At 35.8% G+C, this 21,246-nt stretch carries 20 protein-coding genes; 3 read left to right on the top strand and 17 right to left on the bottom strand.

Going from position 1 to position 21,246, the window contains the following annotated elements; genetic code table 11:
- Nucleotides 1–2: 2 nt before the first annotated feature.
- The 5 genes from REI64_RS11940 to REI64_RS11920 all read right to left on the bottom strand — a co-directional run bounded on the left by REI64_RS11940 (nucleotide 3) and on the right by REI64_RS11920 (nucleotide 5,525).
- A complete protein-coding gene (locus REI64_RS11940) occupies nucleotides 3–458 on the bottom strand; it encodes a three component ABC system middle component (protein WP_308850354.1) in 456 nt (151 codons plus the stop codon).
- The gene (locus tag REI64_RS11935; RefSeq protein WP_308850353.1) at nucleotides 455–1,576 is read right to left on the bottom strand and encodes a hypothetical protein; all 1,122 of its coding nucleotides are present in this window, start codon (nucleotides 1,574–1,576) and stop codon (nucleotides 455–457) included. Before REI64_RS11935 ends, REI64_RS11940 begins: the two co-directional genes overlap by 4 nt.
- 696 nt (nucleotides 1,577–2,272) lie before the next feature.
- The gene (locus REI64_RS11930) at nucleotides 2,273–3,886 is read right to left on the bottom strand and encodes a hypothetical protein (RefSeq protein WP_308850352.1); all 1,614 of its coding nucleotides are present in this window, start codon (nucleotides 3,884–3,886) and stop codon (nucleotides 2,273–2,275) included.
- Nucleotides 3,887–3,998: 112 nt separating this feature from the next.
- Complete coding sequence (locus REI64_RS11925) at nucleotides 3,999–4,706, bottom strand: hypothetical protein (protein WP_308850351.1); 708 nt, start codon at nucleotides 4,704–4,706, stop codon at nucleotides 3,999–4,001.
- Between the two features lie 315 nt (nucleotides 4,707–5,021).
- The gene (locus REI64_RS11920) at nucleotides 5,022–5,525 is read right to left on the bottom strand and encodes a hypothetical protein (RefSeq protein WP_308850350.1); all 504 of its coding nucleotides are present in this window, start codon (nucleotides 5,523–5,525) and stop codon (nucleotides 5,022–5,024) included.
- 511 nt (nucleotides 5,526–6,036) lie between these two features.
- Between REI64_RS11920 and REI64_RS11915 the strand changes: the two genes are divergently transcribed.
- The gene (locus REI64_RS11915) at nucleotides 6,037–6,660 is read left to right on the top strand and encodes a helix-turn-helix domain-containing protein (protein WP_308850349.1); all 624 of its coding nucleotides are present in this window, start codon (nucleotides 6,037–6,039) and stop codon (nucleotides 6,658–6,660) included.
- A 63-nt stretch (nucleotides 6,661–6,723) separates the two neighbouring features.
- Here the strand turns inward: REI64_RS11915 and REI64_RS11910 are convergent, their stop codons facing one another.
- The 12 genes from REI64_RS11910 to REI64_RS11855 form a co-directional block, all read right to left on the bottom strand.
- A complete protein-coding gene (locus REI64_RS11910) occupies nucleotides 6,724–8,613 on the bottom strand; it encodes a hypothetical protein (protein WP_308850348.1) in 1,890 nt (629 codons plus the stop codon).
- A gap of 50 nt (nucleotides 8,614–8,663) precedes the next feature.
- Nucleotides 8,664–9,245 (bottom strand): hypothetical protein, encoded by a 582-nt coding sequence (locus tag REI64_RS11905; protein ID WP_308850347.1) that lies wholly within the window; start codon nucleotides 9,243–9,245, stop codon nucleotides 8,664–8,666.
- A 212-nt stretch (nucleotides 9,246–9,457) separates the two neighbouring features.
- Nucleotides 9,458–10,210, bottom strand: a complete 753-nt coding sequence (locus tag REI64_RS11900; protein ID WP_308850346.1) for a hypothetical protein — start codon at nucleotides 10,208–10,210, stop codon at nucleotides 9,458–9,460.
- A 141-nt stretch (nucleotides 10,211–10,351) separates the two neighbouring features.
- Nucleotides 10,352–11,599, bottom strand: a complete 1,248-nt coding sequence (locus tag REI64_RS11895; protein WP_308850345.1) for a tyrosine-type recombinase/integrase — start codon at nucleotides 11,597–11,599, stop codon at nucleotides 10,352–10,354.
- Nucleotides 11,600–11,940: 341 nt separating this feature from the next.
- Nucleotides 11,941–12,399 (bottom strand): JAB domain-containing protein, encoded by a 459-nt coding sequence (locus REI64_RS11890; protein ID WP_308850344.1) that lies wholly within the window; start codon nucleotides 12,397–12,399, stop codon nucleotides 11,941–11,943.
- Between the two features lie 749 nt (nucleotides 12,400–13,148).
- A complete protein-coding gene (locus tag REI64_RS11885) occupies nucleotides 13,149–13,742 on the bottom strand; it encodes a hypothetical protein (protein WP_308850343.1) in 594 nt (197 codons plus the stop codon).
- Between the two features lie 226 nt (nucleotides 13,743–13,968).
- On the bottom strand, nucleotides 13,969–14,307 hold the full coding sequence (locus REI64_RS11880; RefSeq protein WP_308850342.1) for a hypothetical protein: 339 nt from the start codon (nucleotides 14,305–14,307) through the stop codon (nucleotides 13,969–13,971).
- A gap of 37 nt (nucleotides 14,308–14,344) precedes the next feature.
- Nucleotides 14,345–14,899: a suppressor of fused domain protein gene (locus REI64_RS11875; RefSeq protein ID WP_308850341.1), complete on the bottom strand. Its 555-nt coding sequence runs from the start codon at nucleotides 14,897–14,899 to the stop codon at nucleotides 14,345–14,347.
- Entirely contained in the window at nucleotides 14,889–15,182 is a 294-nt protein-coding gene (locus tag REI64_RS11870; protein WP_308850340.1) for a hypothetical protein, read from the bottom strand. The genes REI64_RS11875 and REI64_RS11870 overlap by 11 nt, the downstream gene beginning before the upstream one ends.
- Nucleotides 15,179–16,120, bottom strand: coding sequence for a tetratricopeptide repeat protein (locus REI64_RS11865; RefSeq protein WP_308850339.1), 942 nt, complete (start codon nucleotides 16,118–16,120; stop codon nucleotides 15,179–15,181). Before REI64_RS11865 ends, REI64_RS11870 begins: the two co-directional genes overlap by 4 nt.
- Before the next feature lie 66 nt (nucleotides 16,121–16,186).
- The gene (locus REI64_RS11860) at nucleotides 16,187–16,564 is read right to left on the bottom strand and encodes a hypothetical protein (RefSeq protein ID WP_308850338.1); all 378 of its coding nucleotides are present in this window, start codon (nucleotides 16,562–16,564) and stop codon (nucleotides 16,187–16,189) included.
- Between the two features lie 202 nt (nucleotides 16,565–16,766).
- On the bottom strand, nucleotides 16,767–17,444 hold the full coding sequence (locus REI64_RS11855) for a hypothetical protein (RefSeq protein ID WP_308850337.1): 678 nt from the start codon (nucleotides 17,442–17,444) through the stop codon (nucleotides 16,767–16,769).
- A gap of 216 nt (nucleotides 17,445–17,660) precedes the next feature.
- On the opposite strand from REI64_RS11855, the gene REI64_RS11850 reads away from it, so the two are divergent.
- Together REI64_RS11850 and REI64_RS11845 are read left to right on the top strand one after the other, a co-directional pair.
- Nucleotides 17,661–19,367: a M28 family peptidase gene (locus REI64_RS11850; protein WP_308850336.1), complete on the top strand. Its 1,707-nt coding sequence runs from the start codon at nucleotides 17,661–17,663 to the stop codon at nucleotides 19,365–19,367.
- Between the two features lie 161 nt (nucleotides 19,368–19,528).
- Nucleotides 19,529–20,992, top strand: a complete 1,464-nt coding sequence (locus REI64_RS11845) for a tetratricopeptide repeat protein (RefSeq protein WP_308850335.1) — start codon at nucleotides 19,529–19,531, stop codon at nucleotides 20,990–20,992.
- The last annotated feature ends 254 nt before the right edge of the window (nucleotides 20,993–21,246 follow it).

Genomic DNA, 21,246 nt, shown 5'->3' with positions numbered 1-21,246 from the left:
AGTTATAAATTGAAAAATATTCTCCTATAATCTTCCTTTGAAAGAATTGATCCTAAATTAAATGCTGCCTTATAATAATCTCTTAGCAAAAGATTTTTCTCTTTTGAATAAATAGTTTCCTGTTTATCTGTAAGAATTACGTAGTCTAAGATTTCGATATTATTGGTGTTTGACAAGGTAATTAAAGCTTCTTTTGTCTTCTTTTTATAATTTGTCAACAGAGTATCTATTACAATTAATTCCATTTTAACTTCAGAATTAAGAAACGTATTAAAGGTACTCTTTGAAGTACTCTTCAAAAGTTTATCTCGTATTGTTTTGTTGTAAATCAGCGGCAAAACATAATAGATCAGTTCCATTTTCAAACGATTATTTTGTGCTCCAGCTAAAGCCATCAGCAATAATTTAGATGTAAATAATGGATTGAAGAGAATCTCTTCAGTTCTAGCTATATTCATAGATCAGTCTCTTTATATAACCATTCAAAATCAGTGGTTTCGTTAATATTTTGAATCCTACCATTCCTAAAAAATCTTTGGGTTCCATTAAATCCTATAATTTCATTATGAGGATTATTAATGCATCTAAAATAAACTTCTTGTGACTTTTTTATATGAGAATTATCTATAAATGAGTAGTTTGAAAGTTGGTACAGAGCTGCGCTTTTTTCGCTCTTTAGACTAGAACTGATTTCTTCCTCATATTTTATTACATTATCTTTTAAAGTAGGATTTATTTTTAGTATCTCTTCATAGGCCTCCTCAGATCTAACATAATCTTGAAAAGCTTGGTGTAAATCATTATTTCTTAAAGAAATAGCTCCCAATTTTTCTATAAACCTATAACCTTTAACTAAATTTTCATCATTCCTTTCTGATTCACGTACAGAAGGGAAAGGAACATAATCTTTAGTAAACTTCGATAAGCTGAATTGTAAATCTGAATTGAAATCAGTGATATTAATTTCCCATTTATTTGAATTATCAATGGCTTTCTCTACGACCCATTGATGAAGTACACCTACAGCAGCACTTTTCAAATCATCGTGTATCAATTTAAAAGTGGCGTGTTTTTTTAGTTGAACTAATTTTTCATTAACTTTTGGCTCACCACTAAAAATGACAAACTTATCCAAGATTACGAGTAAATCGGTTTTGGAGATTTTTTTGCCAAAAATTTCATCTTTAAACACTTTAGAAGTAGTTGAAATATCATGATCTTTCAGTGTTTTGTACTTTGTATCTTTTTTTAAACTATTCCAATTGTGAAAAATACTATCTTTCGGTATATTCTGTGTAGTGTGAAGAATAAATCTATCATTAGATTTTAACTTATCATATTCAGCGACAAGGTTTTTCAGCGTTTTCCAAACATCTACAGAATTACTAGTAAGGTTCGTATCTCCTTCATGATGCTTAACTTCAATAGATTCATTTCCATATTGTACATCTCCGAAGCATTCGATAAAAACATACTCGCCGTTTTGGGCGTTTAGACAGTATTCTAACGCTACTAATTTTTGATATTCAAATCCTAAAAGCTTTTTTGTTGCATCATTATCTAAGGTTTCGCTCATTTTAATGGTATATTACTATCAAATTTTTACAAGGTTCGATATTAAAATTTCATTGGATTTGATAAATAAAAGTTTACCAAACGCTTAAAATAGCACCTAACACAAAGCTTTACAGAAAATATTTTTATGTATTTATTTTGAGATTAAGAGCATATTTCAACTAAACTAATATAAAAATCTTTTAATTGCAAGACATAACGCTCACCGCCTGCTCAACGAGCATTTGTGTCAAAGGTAAAGTTGTGCAACAACGACTTTGACTATGTTTTACACAAGTAATTGGCGGGATGTTTGACCAAACATCGTGACCATTACGCAGCAAAGGCGAGAACGCAGGTGAGCTGAAAAGTTGGAAACGAAAGGATTTAGTTTACTAAAGACAGAGAGTTTCCATGAGTTGCGCCGCTTTGTTTAAGCATAAGGAGTGACAAACGTGTGTTTGGCGGTCTCTTATGCAAACATTAGTAGCGACGAATACCGCTCTACCTAATCGGGTTAGTAGTGCCCTTACCCAAGAACTACTACAGATAAAGTGTTCAGCACTTACTCAATTAGAAAGCACCAATTTTGTTAAACCACAGATATAAAGACTAAACCATTCCTTTCCCTTGGTACGCCACAAATGAGGGCAAGGAATGGATTTAGGATGCTCCATTTAGAGAAGCTTCATAATTTTTATAAGCCACATCAAGTTCTCTACGACTTGGGCAGCCATACTTTGAATGCGCCCGAGATAAGAAATTCTCTAACTGACCTATTTCTCTTGTAAGTGCGTTCATTTTCTGAGTAATCAGATAATAATCCGCGTCTAGATAACATTGCTTTATATCCTTCGTCAAGTTGGGGAACTCCGTTAAAATCTCCTCTCTTAACGGCTTCAATTGTTGATTTACAAAATTCATCATATTGTGTTCCCAACTCGCTTCTTCTATCTTCATCTCTTTTGAAAGCTTCTCCTCGATTCTCAAGCTCTCTTGCGATATCTCTTTCAGCTTGCTCCTTAATTTCTTTCCCTCTTCTAAATTCTCTTTCTCTATTTGCTCTATTTCTAGCTGCTCTCTCTTCAAAATCTCCTCCTCGACTATTGTTATTTCCTTTTGCTTCGATAACAAATCTCTCTGCTTCTCTTGTAGCTTCGCCAATGCTAATTTCTTGCTGTTCAAGTTCTGATTTAGCATTTTCAAAGTGTTTTTCCTCTCTTTCGCTAGTTGCGATTCGTTCTCTGTTTGCTCTTTCAATTTCTGCCTGCTTAGTTGCAATTTCTCTTGCCTTATCGAGATATCTTCGTTCCGAATCTTTATACTGTTGTTCAATTCTGTCGATAATAGACTGATTTTTTCCTCTTGCTTTTCTAAAATTTTCAACCTCTCCTTGCTGTTCTCCGATAAGGAATTGGCTGTCTCTTTCCGATTGTTCTCTAATAATTGTTCGGAGTTCGTCTGCATTTCCCTCAACTCTTTGAAGTTCTCGTCTATTTGCTTCGATAACTGTTCTGAATTGTTCAGATTCCAAGCATCTTCCAATTCTGCGAATAAGGTCTCTAATTTCCGCCTGTCTGCATTTGAATGTAATTCTAAAATCTCTTCTTTGGTGCTCATCAATAGATGGTATTGCTTCTGCATCTGAGTCGGAAAGTGATAAATATTGAGTTGTCTCTTGTTCATAATTGTAAATCCACTTAGTCCTGTTTACTTCATCAAACGTTTGTCTTATAGCTTCTGGAGAATCTTTTGGTATTGTTACAGTAACTGTATCTATTCCAAGTCTCCTCATTAGTATGATTTTATCTTCTGTTAGCTTATGGGTTGCCACTATTTCAATAAGCAAAATAGGTTGCCCACTATTATCAAAGAAAGTAACATCTGGTCGAATTAGAAGATTTTTACCTTCTCCGATATCCTTTCCCCATTTAACCTCTCCGTCATCGGTTTCGTAAAAAGAAAGCTCAATAGAAACTGAATGTGCTTCTACGTAATGGGATGGTCTTATCAGCAACGCATCGCCTTGATTACTTGGGTTATATTTTAAAATGGCGGGAACTTTAATTCGTTTAGATATTTGCAACGCTTCTTTAGCGAGCTTGTGACGGTATGTTTCATCCGAATAAGCGCATTTTCCTTTTACCTTATTAGCTTCTACATCGTGTCTAAAATAGGACTTTCTCCCCTGTATAATAGATTTTACAGCCTGCATTTCTTTACCACAACCTAAGCAGAAATATCCTTTTCTTCCACTAACAGCGTCAAGAATGTATATCTCTTTAGATTTTACGTCTAATGCATAAATATTTTGTATTTCTTCCGTAGTCATTTGAGATTAAATTAGATATATAAATATAACTATCAATTTGACTATGATGCAAGTATATAAAAGTAAAGGGGAACGAATTCGTTCCCTTAAACTCAAATTTTATCGTTAAATACTAATCGATCTTAAGATATTTTGTGCTGTTAACACCTCTAAACAACTTTCCTTCAACAAACTCAAAATCATTGCCTAGCTTCTTAAATGTTAAAAGCAAATGTTTTAGCTTATCCTTGACATACACTTTTCCCTCCGAGTCATATCCAATTTCTTTAACATAAAATCGGTATGTGACTGAACAATTATCTAAATCTTCCTGCGCTCCCAGTTCATCATCGCTAACGAAGTATAGGTTTAATGACTTAGTTTTAGATAAAGCTTTCTTTCTCGCCTTTGACAACTCACATTCGTTAATTGACAGCTGACTAGCTGTTGTTTTCGGCGAATTATAAGTTGTATTGTTTGTATTCGACGGAGACGTAGATGGAACTATTTGGGAAACCTTGTTTGCAACTATAGATTCCTTTCCCTGACTTAGATAATCCATTACAAAGAAGAACCCACCGACTAAGAACAAACCTAAAATCAAATATGTCACAACTGGAACACTATTGCTATTTTGACTTAAAGTTTTATTGTTTCGCTCTATTCCTTTAGACCACGTGGTTACATCATCGCCATTTAATAAATATTTAGCATTACATCGCTCGCAATTTATCACTTGTTCATCAGAAGAGTAACCATCTAATTTCTCAACTACTTTATTATGTTTATATAAGTGATAGTTACAATTAGGACATTTAAACTCGTTAGTTTCAATTATCATTATTTTAAATCAAGCGTCAACTGTTCCCTATTGACTTGTTATAAACACAAAAGCGTGGAACCGTAACCAATCCATGCTTGAGGGCCTAGGAACCCAACACAACAGAGTGGAACAGTCCACGCTTTCGCGTGAACGTTCTCTAATCTGTTCTTGTTGTGTTTAAAATTTCCTAGGTTTCAAGCACAAGAACTTTAGCTAACGCTTTATTTCTTAATTATATGTAATTCTAATTTATCTCTACTCTATATCTTCTTTTGTTTAAACAACAAAGATAATATAGTCAAAGAGATTAGGCGTAATTTCTACCCTTAAAATTTACGCTGCTTCTGGTCTTTCTACTACTGCTATGGTTGCTGTTTTCGTGTCCCCTTCAAAACAAAGTCGGTAATAATAACTACGAACGTCATGGTCAACAAACATTACTTTTAAAGCATATTCACAACCAATTGTTCCATCTTCGGAATTTGTAGCCCTGTAAGCTTCCCTTAGCAATAAATTAGTTAAGTTACTTCCGAACTTTTCGATAGAGTTGCCATCGTAATTGATGTAAATGTAATAGCGACCATCTCTTCCATTTATAAGATTAATTGACCAGAAATGGCAGATGAACTCACATATAAAATTGGTATTTTGTTCGTCCTTTAAATTATCTACAGTAACGTAAGTCCGATATTTTACCATTTCAAACTTTGTAAGCAACTGTTGAGCCGCTTCAATGATCTTCTGATAGGCTTTCTGCACTTCGTTGTTCGTAACCTGTGCTTCAGGTGTTACCATTACAAATTGTGTTGCTGGTTTAGAGGTTGTGTTCTTTTTCATGTTTTTGATTTTTAAAAGGTTTTAAATGAAAAATGCGCTTGTGAGCGCACTTGTTAATTGATTAATATGTTGGATTATTAAGTGTGTGATTAGGAGTTTACCGCTAGGTTTGGTCTAAAGTGGTTTAAGATTTGTAAAATCGTAGCGGTATGTATTAGGAAGAAATGTAGTTTAAATCGATTTTCCAAGACAAATGCCGTGGGTATTGATTTGATAGAGGCTACAAGCGCGGATTACAAATGGGGTGGGTGGGTTTTAAAATTGAGTATGTTTTATATATATAATTTCTGTCGCTCTTATAGAATTTCCTCTCACGTACCCTAACAAAATAATATAGGGACATTATCAATTATATATCTACAGATATCAATATCTTGTTAGAGTACGTCGTAGGAAAAACCTCCAATTTTTCGTATCTTTATATATGCCCAAAGACCTAAATCTAGGTCTTTAAAGATATTCCAAGTATTTCGAGATAATCAATTATTAATATGATTATGTAAATAAACAAATGTCTAATGTTAAAAGGCCATTCATTAAAATGCCTTACTTTCTAAAGCTTGATGAGCAAAATTTAAATTATCTAGATGTACTAACCTACGTTGCGTTAAAATCCTTTGACAATCCAGATCATAGATGTTTTCCATCATATGAAAGCATTGCTGACAGAGCTGGACTTAGTCGAGATTTTATTATAAAGTCCATAAGCAGATTAAAAGATGCGGGATATATAAGGATATGGCGAAGAGCAGGATTTCAATCAGCTAACAAATCGTATCCGAACCACTATTATTTTAACAAGCTAGATAAAGGTGATTACTTTTTCATGATACCTTACGAACTATTGAGTGAAGATAGGATTACAAATTATGAAAAAGCAATTTTACTCTTGTTATACCAATTTAGTGTAACACCTACCACTGTAATTGGAAAGATGGATCGTTTTGTTAAAATGCTTGGCATTAGTAAGAACGCTATTTACAAAAAATACCTCTCACTAGCTGACAAAGGATTTATAGATAAGTCGAGATTTAATAAATATGGGATTTTGAATCTGTTAATTATCGACTGGGACTTTACCTATTACCTAAAAGGGCTTGAAGACCAAAACTGTCAAGAATTAAAAGTGGCTTAGTGGGGATACTGGGGATATTTCTTCTTCTCCTTATTATAATATAATAGTTAGGAAAAATATCCCCTACCTCTTAGCCAACAGACTGAGATCATTAGAGAGCGAATATCTCGGTTTACCTAGTATATAGTATGTTTCATATCCCCTCGTTTTATCTGGTCTCTTTGGCTCTATAAGCTTTCCTTCAAAATAGTTCAGTATACTGTTGGCTTTGGCTCTTACCACCTCATTATATCCTTTCACATAACTGAATTTATCATAAATACGCTGCAATTGTGCCTTTAAATCAGAACTATATATTTTAACGTGCAAAGGAAAATGAGTTAGTATGTAATCAATCATATCCGAATACGTATTATCACGCTTTTCGATTATGCAACTATAATAAAGCTGTTTTAATTCTTTAATCTTAAAATCTATTGACTGCATGTTTTCCAACATTCCCATGAAGAAAAGCTCGTATACTAATTCGTCTTCCTTTTTAAACAGTTCTAATGCATCCAAAAACTCATTATCAAACGGTTTGCTTTGTGTTTCGTAGAACTGTATTAATTTATATAGTCCATTTGCCACCGCTTTTCGCTTTTCCCGACCTTTTAACCTGTTAAGTTTAAGTCGGTCTTCTTCGCTTATAGCATGACAGACATTTCTATAATTTACTTTAAAATGTAAAGTTGCTTCATAGGCTGCTTTTAATGCTGTTCCGTCGGTATAATAGTTCTCAACCTTTAGTTTGTGCAGGAGTGATTGTTTAAAATATGAATGGGTTACATGTTCGGCATCTACATCTAGTATTTTATATATATTATGTTCTGATACAGCATTCAGGACGGTTTTAACAGTTTCATTTTCAAAATCAAATCCTGCTGTCTTCATCTTTGAAACCAGCTTGTGAGAGAAATTAAATTCTTCCTCTAGGTCTTCTTCAAGTTTATGTGGCAATCCTTGGTAGAGGGTTGTAATGTGTGTAATTGAAGAAATACTATTCCTACACCTAGCCATTATCTGGATAGCATCCGTAAAAGGGTCGATAATCGACGGTTTCGATTGTGGTACATTCGTAATATAAACGATATGTGGTTTAACATTTACGTAGATATCCAGAGCAGAAAAGAATCTGCTTGTAAGAAAATTGAACTGTTCATATTCTTGCGATGCAACGGTATTCTCAATGTTCAAAACACCTTCCTTTGAAAAGAAATCTGTCTCTATCTTATCAGAACAGAATACCTTGCAGTTGTCCTTTACGAAATCAAGCCTACTTGCATATAGCATTGTCTTTACGCAGTTGCTAAATATAAATATTGGCTTATTATCTCTGACATTTGTTAGGATATTCCTTATTGATGTCCGAAGGTTATTGGTTGTTATTAACGTTAGTTTGTTTGAGTAGTCGAATAATGGTTGAAATCTAAGTATCTTGAAGCCATTGTCCTTAAATCTAGTATCATTTGGAATGATTGGTGTTGCCGAAATCAATGCCTTGTTTTCAAATTCAAAGAAATATTCCATCGGCTTAAGGATATTTTTTCTAAAAAGGCAATGGGTTATCAATTGGTCGCATTCATCATAAAGTAGGAAGTATTCTCTGTACGCAACATCTTTTTTAAGTAACGTCAGAAGCCTAGTAAAACTATCTGGAGTAACCATAAACTTCTTATACTTTCTATCACTGGAAATATAGTCTTTGATTTCATCGGTTTTAGTATTCCCATTTACTACGCATATGTCATGCTTGCTACCATGTTTTTTTACATCCATCACATCAATTAAAGGAATGGCGATGATTGAATTTCTATCACAATCTAGTTCCAACTGCGTTGCTCCAAAGTTTGGACGTACCTTGTCAATAATGAAATCTGATGGCAGTAACTTAGGATATCCGTTCTTTCCCAAAATATCGCCAATGCGCAATTCCCTATCAATCTCGTTGATATAAATCGTATCTATTTTCATTTTTAGAAGTTAATAGGCCCCATTGCCTGATAAACAATGGGGCTGATTTATTAGTATTTAGGCTTAGAATTAAGTATGTCTTTTTTCACCTGTTGATCTTCGACAGCTTTATAATCATCATATTCTGCTTTAAAGAATGATGGATTAGCAGCTTTTTCAAGTGTGAATTTTTCCGCTATTTCATGATCGCTAGTATTTACAGCATTCTGAATTGTTGGGTCTACAGCTTTTGTAGAAATCGTACTACCTAGTGTTTCTATAGTCCATACTGCAGAGAGAGAAAATTTTGTCACTCCTTCATATTCGCCCTCTAATAATTTCACTTCTGACACTTTAATTACCGCTCCATTTAAGGTTTTGGGATTGATTTCTTTCGGCCCATCTGAAAAATTATTAAAGAGCACTCCGAGATCTAGTATAATATTTATTTCATCTTCGCTATCAGGAGACACGTCCAAAGGAACCCAGTCGGCCGATACCATAAACCTTAACCAATTTGCATGGAATTCCACATCTATCAATTCGGTTATACAGTAATAACCTTCTACTAAAGGACGTTTTACGCCATATTTCTTGATCTTTCTGCATTTTTCAGTGTACAAACTGAGAAAATCTAATTTTGAGTTATTCATTTTTATAGTTTTTATATTATTATCCTCGTTTGCTTTATGGGCACCTTGGATTTAATAGACCTGCTTTGCGCAAAGCTTTAATTGAAGCTAGAAGCATTATTTATTTATTCCTTCCTTGTCTTTCAATGGTTCAAAATTGGCAATAGTAGCTGGTATCATCGGGGAACCCGATAAGGATAAAAATAGAAAGTAGGTAACCCGATAACTAGGGGTTAACCCTTGATGAATTTGCGATGATTCTTTAGAGTCCTTTTTAGGTATGCTGTTTTCTGAAGATTGTCGATATTCTCCTTATTAAAATTTGTTGTCAACTCAAATAATTGGTTTTCCTTATCACTAGCTAGTTGAAATATATCACTAACTATTAGTAGGTCAGAAATAAATAGCGTTTGTTTTCTTGATAACTCTTTCTCTAGATAAGTATTTGTGTAATCTAAAATATCTTCGGCTATCTCTGCCACAAAGTAACTTCGGTAATTGATGATATAGTTTACTTCTTTTAAAAGCTCATCTATGACCTCAACTGGAGGTATTTCCTCGTGAGGCTCTAATAGTTGCATCAATGAATGGTAATGCTGCTTTCTTAGCAACTGATAAATTGCCTTTACTGCTAAATCTGCATTACCGATTTTAATTGGTGTATCGTTTTTAATAGATGGGTTTACCAATTCGATGTATCTAGCGTTTAATTTGGATTTCAATGCATCTTCCGATCTGCTTGTTTTACTTATAAAATTGGTCTGCTCAATATATCCCTTTATAAAATCGAGTGGCTCTTTACATTCTAAAGCATCTAAATACTTTTCATCTAGATATTGATAAATGAATAGGTGTTGACCGATTATGTAAATAAGGTCTACTTTATGGATTTGCGGTAACTTGTATCTTTCAAAAATTTGGGTTATCGTATTAAAATATTGCTCTTGATATTCCTCACATATCAATGTGTGAGCATATTTATCCATAAATGATGGATTAGTCTAATCGTACTTTCTGTACTTAGCTACTTTTAAGGGGTCTATTTCTAACGGGATTAGTTCGAACATAAAAAGCCGAATAGGTTTATCTACTCGGCTTTAAAGATAGATTATTGTAATCAATTGGATTTACTTCTCTTTAAATTCATTCAAAAGCCTTTCTCTTGGTATCGCCTGTGAAGATTGCTTACCTCTATTATAGATTTCCGTAGTAGATTGATTACTGTGATTAGCCATTCTTTGTGCTAAGCCTAAATCATGTTGGGCTATTGTTGTTATCGTAGTATGTTTCAAGCTGTATATTAGAATGTCTTTAAACTTTGGGTAAAGCTTTCTAAATTTCACTATTTGCGTGTCCCTAATATCTCCTTGACTAATCGCCTTTCCACCTTTCTTAAAACAGTTTCTTCCACCAAGAAGATAATCATCAGGTTCAATAATGCGTCCACTATTTATCGTATTCACATAAACCTTTCCTATCAATTCGGCTAGTTCATCACTTATAAATGTTACTTCTTTAGCTTTCTTTCTACTTTTAGGTGTTAGATACAACGTTTTTCTTTCCAAGTCAACATCTTTAGCTTGTAATCTGTAAGCCTGTACAGGACGTTTTGCATTCTCGTAAACAAGCAAACTAATAATGTTCAACCGTAACCACCTTTCATCACTTTTTAATGTATCTAAATATTCGTTAACTAAACCATGCTCTACAAATCCGTATTTAAGTTCCTGCTTTGAAGTATCCAATCTTTTAAGCTTCACTGCATGATTAACGATATTTAGTTCTTGATCATTTTGTAACCAATTATAAAAGGACTTGACATACACTATATATTGGTTAACTGTAGAGTTAGATTTGATCTTATAATTAGCTAAAAGGTAAAACCTAAACTCTGACCAGACATCTTTATTTAAATCCGACAATTTCAACTTGTCTCCCAAATGATCCGCGAAGTAATTATTGAGTTTCTTATTTCTATCTCGGTAATCTGTAATGTCAACCAATTCGCCAATATGTGATAACCTTTCCTGCTCTTTGAAATACTTGTTGATAGCAAAAGTAACTAAGGAGGTTAACTTTAAAGTCCCTTCAACTACCGCAATTTGATTTATCGATGGATAAATCTGTTCTTGAATAATCGGAAGGTACATGTTTATTAAGTTCTCTGTAGTTTGATGTACCTTTTCCAATTCAATGAATTGAATATAAACATCCTTCACGCCGATATAATAACGCTTCGAGCCATTATATTGGATACAGTAGTTTGGATACTTTTCTTTGTTATGCTTTGTTGGTATCACTAGTTTAAATGATACCCCTTTGTATATGCCTAGTTCGTAATGTAAGTAAAGTTGTTTTTTCGTTTTCTTCAACATGAGTTGCCAATTTGTTGGACTCATTGTTGGAATTATCAACTTTTAGTGGAAAATATGCCTCTACAGCACTCTCCGAAGAGCAACCCGTTCATACAGGTTTATATTTGGTTAGAAAGAGAGACAAGTCTGGATGGATTGTCTCTTTTCTTTTTTATAGCCAAACCAAATGCCTAAATGAACGTTCAAGGGGGATTTGCTTATGACAGCTTGTTATTTACTCTGTTAATTGTATCATTCAAATATACGGTTCTCACACCACTCTCATTAGCTTTTGTCCCTATTGTCCCTCATTTTGTCCCTATGCTAGCTTTTAAGAAGTGTGTTTTGTCCCCGTGTTTTTACTACATCAAACCGTCCTCTGCCATACTGCAATAGCCATTTTCGCTTATAATCAAGTGGTCATGTACTTCTATCTCTAGTAACTTACCTGCCTGCTTTAATTTCTCTGTCAACCTAATATCCTCGCTTGACGGTCTAAGGTTTCCCGATGGGTGATTATGCGCAACAATCAAACTAGTAGCCGTTGCCTTCAATGCAGTGGCAAATATCACTCTACTATCCATTACCGTAGAAGCTCCACCACCTGTAGATAAGCTAATGATGCCTAACACCCTGTTATTGCGGTTGAGTAAAATCATTTTAGCCTGTTCAATGTAGTTTATCAAACTCATATCCCAATTAGCTATTAGTAAATCGTAAGCTTGCTTAGAGCTACTAATCTGCGGTCTCTCCTGCGCTTTGAAGTGTGGCTTGTAACTTAGTTGTACCTCAGCAACCTTGAATAGTTCTTTCTGTTCCATGTTAATGTATTTTAAATTAATGAATGGAACCAGTGCAAGCTTTCTAACCAACTAAGCAAAGAGGCAACGCAATAAATGGACTGTGCGGTTGGGGTTGTGGGTTTATGGCGGAACTTCTTTAAGCGTGTTGGGGAGACAAGTTTATCTTTGAGTAGTGTATTAATAAATACCTTTACATCTATATCATCTACTTTCTTTATCTTAGATACATGCTCCAACATTACAACTATCCATTAAAGGTATGGCTGACCAGCGTGTTGCTTGGTTCTATAGGTCTATTTACAATGACCTACATCTACCAAAGAGATATGTTTATAAACTACAACTTGATTTCTTATTTCGTACCTGTTACGTTATGCATCGCCTTAGGTGCTATACTTTTTTGGCTTTCCTTCTGGGCGTATTATAGCAGGCTTGTAAACAGAGATAGAGTTAGTAGGACAATGCTTCTGCTCATAGCTATAGTGCTGGCTCTATCAAACTTCGTGGTATATCTTATGGTAGATTTGATAGTTTCAAGTGTACAACTGACTACATCTAGGATTCTAGATGTGCTTGTAAGTGCGTTCAATCCTCGGGGTCTACCTATAATAACATCGTTCGTTGCTGCAATAGCCTTTGCTGTGTTGATTTACCCCATTCACAAAGCTAAACCAAAAGAAACAACTGCTTAAGCTTACATAGCTACATCCAAGATTTTGTCAATATCGTTTACTTAAGGGGGTTAGACAGATTTTTGGATGGAATTACTATTTTGCTCCGTATTTTACAACCTCAGCTTTTGAAACGGATGGCTTCCAGTTAGCGCATTTTTCAAACAAGAAGTAATCATCAAAGAAGTTAATTCCGCCCTCATCATAGAACCAAAACAACTGTTCTCTTCTAATATACTCCCTTTCTCCTTCATCCTCTGTAATCCCCATTAGTTTATTATTCTTTACATACTGCTCATACGAAGCATTACCACAATGTAGGCACTCGCCCTGCTTCAAACTCACTTTACCACAGATATCGCAACAGCTCAAATCTTTAAAGTAGTTCTGCTTAAAGCTGACTAGCCTATCATTCATGATGATGTTGTCAGGTATTGCCTTAATCAAGTTTAAAAAACCAGAATGAGTGTTTGCACCAATAGTGTCAATCACAGCGGACCTATAAACCAATAACTTGCTTTCGTCTGTAGAAAGCTCTACCTTACTGATATCATTCCATTTTATTGAATGCATCGTCTTCCCATCTGGTACGTGAACTAGGTATCCACCTGTATCTCTAACTTCTATAGTAAGAATTCTACTTCTCTCCCGTGCTACCTCTTCGGCTTTCTTCTCCAAGTATGTATCCATTAGATATGCAGGCACATATTTGACAACGAGATATCCAAGTATCATAACGAGAACTATAATGGGAATGATATACCACTTCATTTGAGCTTATTTAGTTGATGCTAATATACAAAGAACTCCAATTGCAAGAGGATTAATGCCGCCATTGATGCTCCAACCTTATCCTTTATAAGTGCAACAAGTGTAAGCTAGTGTACAATGGTTTAGCTTTTAAGAGTAGGCCAAGCTATAAATCATTTCGAATACCTTTGTGGTCAAGCCAAGCTAACAACTTACCCCTCATTATTTCTTTCTCATCTTCATTCAAAATAGTCCTGTTAGGGAACCGTTCAAGGTTTTCGTCGAAGTATACCGACATATCATACTCTTTAACACCAGACATCTCTACATAAATCTCAATTAGAGTTCCTTGTTCGGTGTAATAGATATAACCAGACCTTCCATGCGACTTGAATGTGAAGCCATCTTTGCTTAATAGGTTTGAAACTCCATCCCTTTCCCACCTTTCATTACGCCATCTATTCTTTTCTTCTTCTGAGGTATATACTACATTATAATCTGTCATTTACCAACTTATTTATAAAACTCCTGCTTTTGTAAGCTTAAACTAAACTCTCCCTTTGTGGGTCTAAGTAATCAAATTGCTTATCTTCAAACAACTGTTCTAATGCTTCAGCACCATGCTCTACCTTATAATCTCGCTCCTCTTTCGTAATTGGTATTAGCCAATAACAGTTTACCAGTCTATCTTCAAATTGAAACAGTTCCAATGCTTCTCCATCCAAATAAGGCAATGATATAAAACCATAATCGCAAAGTGAACCATCAATCCAAGGTTGCCCAATGTTAACGGTGTGGTGTAGATTTAGTGCGGCATCGTTTCTATGATAAGAAGCGCAGACTGTAAGAAGCTCTACCAAAGCCAAATCAGATTTAGGAGAGTAGACGACCAATTCAATTGCATTATCTAAATGGTCTATTGACATACCTACGGTACAATAACAATACATCTGATGCTGTGTATTAGATGGTATCTCCAACACACAGAAACCATCTGCTAACTTACCAGTAGTTGGCTCAATGGATAGGTTTAAACGGCTACCCTTTACACCAAAATAGTTTTCGTAGTGGTCAATTAGTTTCTCTTTATAAGCCATATCTATTCATCCACATCAAGTAGCCATCTACAAATAACAAAAACAGCACACCTAGTATCAACACGGTCAGCACTTTAATCAATCCAACTGATAGCACTGCGTCCTTACTTCTGACAAACCTAACAAACACAATGACAAAGTGAATGATTAGGCAAAGCATAGTTAAGGCAAAGAATAAGATGTCAGTACCACCTTGCCTGTTCAGAAGAAATAGGTTTGCAAATATAAAGTAAGCGGTAAAGATTAACACCTGCTTACACACTCCAGTTATATATTTCTTCATCTTATACTTCTAATCTTAACTCTTCGTAAGTAAACAAAACCTCCACCAATTGCTACGAGCCCTAGCATAGCAAGCCCATAGTACAAGAGCCTGTTTGATTCTTCCTTTATTGCGTTTGCCTTATTAAATGCTCTCACCTCCTTTACATATAAGCGTCTAGACTCCTTAATTCTAAAATCTAAATCGGGATGCAAAAAACCGTATCGCCTAGCCTGCTTGTAAACTTCAGAAGCTACCTTGTCCCAACGGAGCAACATGGAAACATTACCTAAGTCGAATAGCAGTTGAGCTACTATCTTATCCTGTGGCTTAATAAACGACATACGCTCATTCAACTGATAATAAAGCGAGTAGCGCAAGGTCTCCAACTCCTTTTTACTCATTTTAGATATAGGGAGCTTACCATTCCCAAAGTCAAGCCCTAACAAACTCTGAGTTGTATGTTTTTCGTCGCCCCTAATCTTTGCTTCAAGGATTTTAACATGTATCCATTCGGATTGATGATGCGACTTGGGGTCTATTTCAATCGACTTCTTTATCCACTCAAGAGCCTTTATGTTCTGACCAGTCAACTCGTAAACAGTACCCAAATTAGAAGCCGTGGAGTAGCGGTTAGGCTGCATCCTCTCTATTTTAAGATAAAGCCCTATGGCTTGTTGGTATCGTTCAAGCAATATCAGTACAAGCCCCTTATCAGACAGAAAGCTAATGTTTCTTGTGGCATTATAAAGGCTGTCCAGTTCATCAAGTGTTTCCAAAAGCCTTTTACGCTCTGGAAACGAATGCCCTTCGGGAACCTCGTAATCCCTATCCACATACAAGATTGTTCCATTTGTCAACTCAAAGTGTTCACCATTTAGACATGCTTTCACCTTAGGTATGGAAGTACATAACAGGATTAGTACAAACGAGAGGACTGTTAATTGCTTAGATGTCATTTACATTAAACGTTTACTCTAATATCAAACTTTAAATCGATACCTCCAACACTAGTGTTGATGTCATTACGCTTCTCTATAGAAGTTGAAAAGGTTGCTGTAGTGCTTAACAGTTTCAGGTTTCATCATTGACTTGATTACATCCCTATCTTCCTTCTTTGCTTCCATAACAGTTACCAAGAAGTCGGTATAAAGAAATGAGGTAACGGTTGAATTACCTTCATGAAAGTACAGTTCGACGATATCCATCACTGTTTGTACATCATCCCGTTCTCCATCTGCCACCCATCTCGCAAGTTCCTGGGCGAGCTCTGTCATTATAAACATAATATCGTTACCATCCTCACTCCAATCGTACACTTTCCATGTATCCAAGCTCTCCATCTTCGGAAACTGACCTCTAAGTTCATTATAGAAATCTACGTGGGTCTTTTGTTTTAACATCATTATCTATTAATTGATATCTACAATATTGTGTTGATGCTATCATTTGTAGTCCACAGCTACTCATTTACAAGCTAAGCAGTTTCAGTTGATGTACAATGGTTCAGCTTGTAAATGGTAGGTGCGCACAATTAATCATCAGGGGGCTTAACATAACCAGTAAGATTAAAATTGTGGATGTGGCTATGTTTTGCCAAGTATACTACCTAATACGCTCCTTGCTACCTTTCATTTTGCCGTATCTAAAACTTAGCTCGGTTGACAAATCAACGATAGCCTTCCATCCTGCATCAGTCAAGCCTACCAGCGCATATTCATCCTCTGTACCTTTATTGACTTTCTTGTGACTCTGAGCCGGAATTTCTATAGTCGAATGTAAACGGTTGCAGTTACGACACACATTGATTTGATTTACTACTTTATCATCTTTGAAAAACACTATAGCGAAATGAGGTTCAAAACAGAATGCGGTATTTTCACCATAACTAGATTTCTTTGCTAATGTGGATAGCAGAACGTCTATTTGACGCTGCGTAAGAGCCATTTGCTTCACAACCACAGGAACAAATCTCCCTTTGGTATCTATTATACTGGGATAGGGCTCGCCGCTCCCTTCAAAATCGTAGGCTATTACCTTATTATAATTTAGTTTGCCAAAGGGCTTACCTATTCTAGCATTAGGTTCAATCAATTCAGCCTTGGCTGCATAATCGTTTAGTTCCTTTAAGCTAAGGAATCTAGACAATGGTTTAGTTGGATTAGAAGCCTTAACCGTATCAGTTTGCACTTTGCTTGTCGTGGTTGAGTTATTTCCACACGATATAAAGAACTGAACTGCGATTGTAGCGGTTATAAGAATACTTTGCTTAATCTTATTCATATGAGCTGTTAATACCCTAAGATAGCATTCGACTTTGATAGAAGCAAATAACATTGCGCACCTATCTTACACATCGAATAAAGATGCATAGGTGTAGCAACTACCCTGCTTTTCAAACCTTTTTAATCAATATTTCTAAATTTTTAGTTATTGATTATTGGAGCTTGATTATTTTTAACCCCGATTATACTACTTTTGCTTTCTACAACATTAAACATGCAAAAACTACTTTTTATTGTATTGACCGCACTGACTTTCAATGCAACTGCCCAAACCCAAAAAGAGCAATATTTTAAATTAACCAGAGCTGGTTTTAACGAGAAAAACGCTTACGCAACTACTGCTTTTGTGGAGCAATTTTTCCGCTTACCGGGAAATAAAGGTTTCGATGCCAGTATTTACCGTGTAGAAGAAATCTTGAAAAAAGCTGGCTATGTACTGCAAAAAAAGGATGAATTTGAAGCCCCTCTCACCTATCGCATCGAAAAAAGACCGATGAAGCGTGATGCTTGGGAACCTGTGGATGCGAACATCAGCATTGTGGGAGAAAGTGCGCCATTACAGTCGTTCAAAACAAACCGCAACATGATACCCATTAATTGCGTTTCTACTGCTGCAGAAGGTATAACCGCAGAAGTTGTTTTTGTAAACAAAGCCAGTAAAGAAGATTTAGAAGGCAAAGATTTGAAAGGCAAAATCGTTTTCGGCGATATGCCTACGCAACGTTTGGTAAGCTTGGCGGCCAAAGCTGGTGCTGTTGGTGCTTTGGGTTTTTCGCTTCCTGCATACAACCAACCTACTAAACATACTACATCAATTCAGTTTAGTCCAATGCAAGCTAACGCTGGCATTTGGGCCTTGTTTTTATCGTATGCTTCCAAAGAAAAACTGAAAGAAGCTTGCTTAAAAGGCAAAGTAGAATTGAAAGTGAATATCACTACCAAAACTTATCCTGCCGAAGAATTGACGATTGTAGCTAACGTTCGTGGCAGTGTGAAACCGCAAGAACGTTTCGTTTACAGTGCTCACGTACAAGAACCTGGCGCTAACGATAATGCATCGGGCGTTGGAACTTTGGCAGAAATGGCTCGTTTAACTGCAACTTTGGTTAAAGGTGGCAAGCTGAAACCTCAACGCAGTTTAACCTTTTTATGGGGCGATGAAATTACCTCGACACGGAGGTATATCGTTGAAGACAGCACCAGAGCCAAAGGCATTTTATGGGGCATGAGTTTGGATATGGTGGGCGAAGATACTGAGAAAACTGGCGGTACTTTCTTGCTAGAAAAAATGCCCGATCCTTCTGCCATTTGGACCAGAGGCGAAGACAAACACTCTGAATGGGGTGCTGGCGATGTGAAAGAGAAAGATTTGTTCCCTCATTATTTCAATGATTTCGTATTCGATATTTGTAAAGAGCAAGGCAAATTCGCTAATTGGACGGTAAAATTTAATCCGTTTGAAGGTGGCAGCGACCATACCCCATTTTTGCAGAATAAAATACCAGGCTTGTTGATGTGGCATTTTACGGATGTATTTTATCATACTGATAATGATAGAATTGACAAAGTTTCTGCAAAGACAATTAAAAATGTAGGCATAAGTGCTTTAACCGCAGCCTATACATTAATTACTGCCGATGAAAATACAGCTTCGGCTACGGTAACTCAAGTTAAGAACGATGCGTTGGTACGTTTAAAAACTGAATTTGAACTGAGTAAGAAAGCTATTGCTGAAGGTAAATCTGCAAAAGAAGAAAAACATATCATCGAAGTTTGGGGCAAATACTATGTTGATGCTTTGGCTACCATCGGCAAGTTAGCGGTTAATCCACAAACAACTCGTGTTGGTTCTAGCATTAAAGTGGCAACCTTGGCTGTAGAAAAACAAACGCAAGAATATTTAGCAGAACTTTCTAAGTAAACCTGCTTGTCTTAAAAAGCGCTGTGCATTATGTGTTACAGCTCTTTTTTGTTTGTACATAATTACCTCATACAAACCAAAACAACACAAACATACTGATTTGCAGTTGGTTAAAAATTTTCTTTAAATTTACATTTACTAACCAATGAAAAGCATTTCTTATGAATACCTCTATATCAAAATCTGTTGGTTCGATAGTGGTTTTTCTACTATTATCAATCTCCATACAGGCTGCAGATAGCTTAACCACTAAACTTTCTGATGCGCTAAAACTACCTGCAAATGAAGTTGGCAATCAAATCTATGAACTTACCACCAAGTATATCATTGATGCCAACATTGACAGCATCCCTAAAAACAGAGCAATCCTAATTTCGGCACTTTCTAAGAGCAACCTCCCAGATAAAAAAGCTTTAATTTACGAGATAGAAGCCCATAGCGCCAGAAATTTACTCGTCTTAAACAAAGCCAAAGCATATGCGCAAAAAGGGCTAAATGAACCCAACATTCCAGAAAACATGACCATTCGTTTTCTAATGCTGCTGGCTAATATAGAAACCGGACTAGAAAATTATTTGGTAGCCATAGAAAACTATCAAATCATAGAAAAACTATTAAAAGATAAGAAAAATCAGTCCAAAGAACTTATCATCAATTTTATTGGTCTGGCCGACCTATACCTTAAAGCCGGCTTGTATAATGAAGCCATTACCACGCTAAATAAAGGCATTACGCTTGCACAAAAAAAGAAAGTGCCACAGGTAAAGCCACTGCTTTATAAAAATATGGCTATTGTCTACTTTTACTTGGGCAATGCAAATTTACTACAGCACTACACCGCCAAAGCATTTACCGGAACCGAGAAATTAAACCACAGCTCCGTTTCTTTTCATCGCCTAAACTACATGAAACTGATGTTGGCCAGAAATCCGGCAGCTATCGAAGAAATTAGGAAAGTGATTAATAGTCCGCAAGACGACGATGAACTGATGAGCGGCTATCATTACGCACAGGCTTTGGTAAAATTCAACGAGATAGCTCGTGCAAAGAAATTCATTCTCGTAATGTTAAATACCGGAGACCTCAAAAATCTAACCCTTTTAAGCAGCAAATTATATAAAATGCTAAGCGACATTTATTTAAAAGAAGGCGATTTTAAGTCTGCTTCTTTATACTATCAAAAAAATGCGGAAAAAGTAAGTCTGTATGCCGAAAAACAGCTCAAGTCGGGCAACATGTCGGCACTTCTAAAATATCATGAAATAAAAAACAGATACGCCTCTGTAGAAAAAGATTTGAAGGTTAAGAAAAACTATTTATGGCTATCAATTACCCTTGGCGCTATGATTATTTTGGCTCTTTTTCTGCTTTATAGAACGGTTTTGGCTACCAAACGTTTCAACAAATTAGCTTACGACAAGCTTAACAACGAGCTTTCTATGATTAATTCTCACGAAACCAGAAAGCACTTGTCGAATATTTTGGGCATCCTTAATGTGATAAAACTAAGCGATGACAAATGCAGCTCCTATTTAGAAACAGAAACCGCTTTATTCAACTCAGCCATCGATTTAGATACCTCAATTAAAAGTATTGCGGGCAAATTGAGTAGTTACAGTAAATAGTTTTTGAAAAGGTGCTTTATCCTGTATCGGCAATTGCAGCCCCACTTTCCGCTATAATCTTTTTGTTTTTACTTCGTCGTCATTTCGAACGCAGAGAGAAATCTACAGCCAAGCACTACTAACTAACAGATTTAGCTTTGCTTTCTTTCAGTTCTCCTCGTTCCTCGTCGAAATGACGCAACAAAAAGTATTACCGCTACAATTGGGTTTATTATCGTACAGCACTGCAACAAAACCTAGCATTTGCCTATCTT

Source organism: Pedobacter sp., from assembly GCF_031119335.1.
GTDB lineage: Bacteria > Bacteroidota > Bacteroidia > Sphingobacteriales > Sphingobacteriaceae > Pedobacter.
The sequence above is the reverse complement of the archived record's forward strand: the minus strand, read 5'-3'. Positions and strand labels throughout refer to the sequence as shown.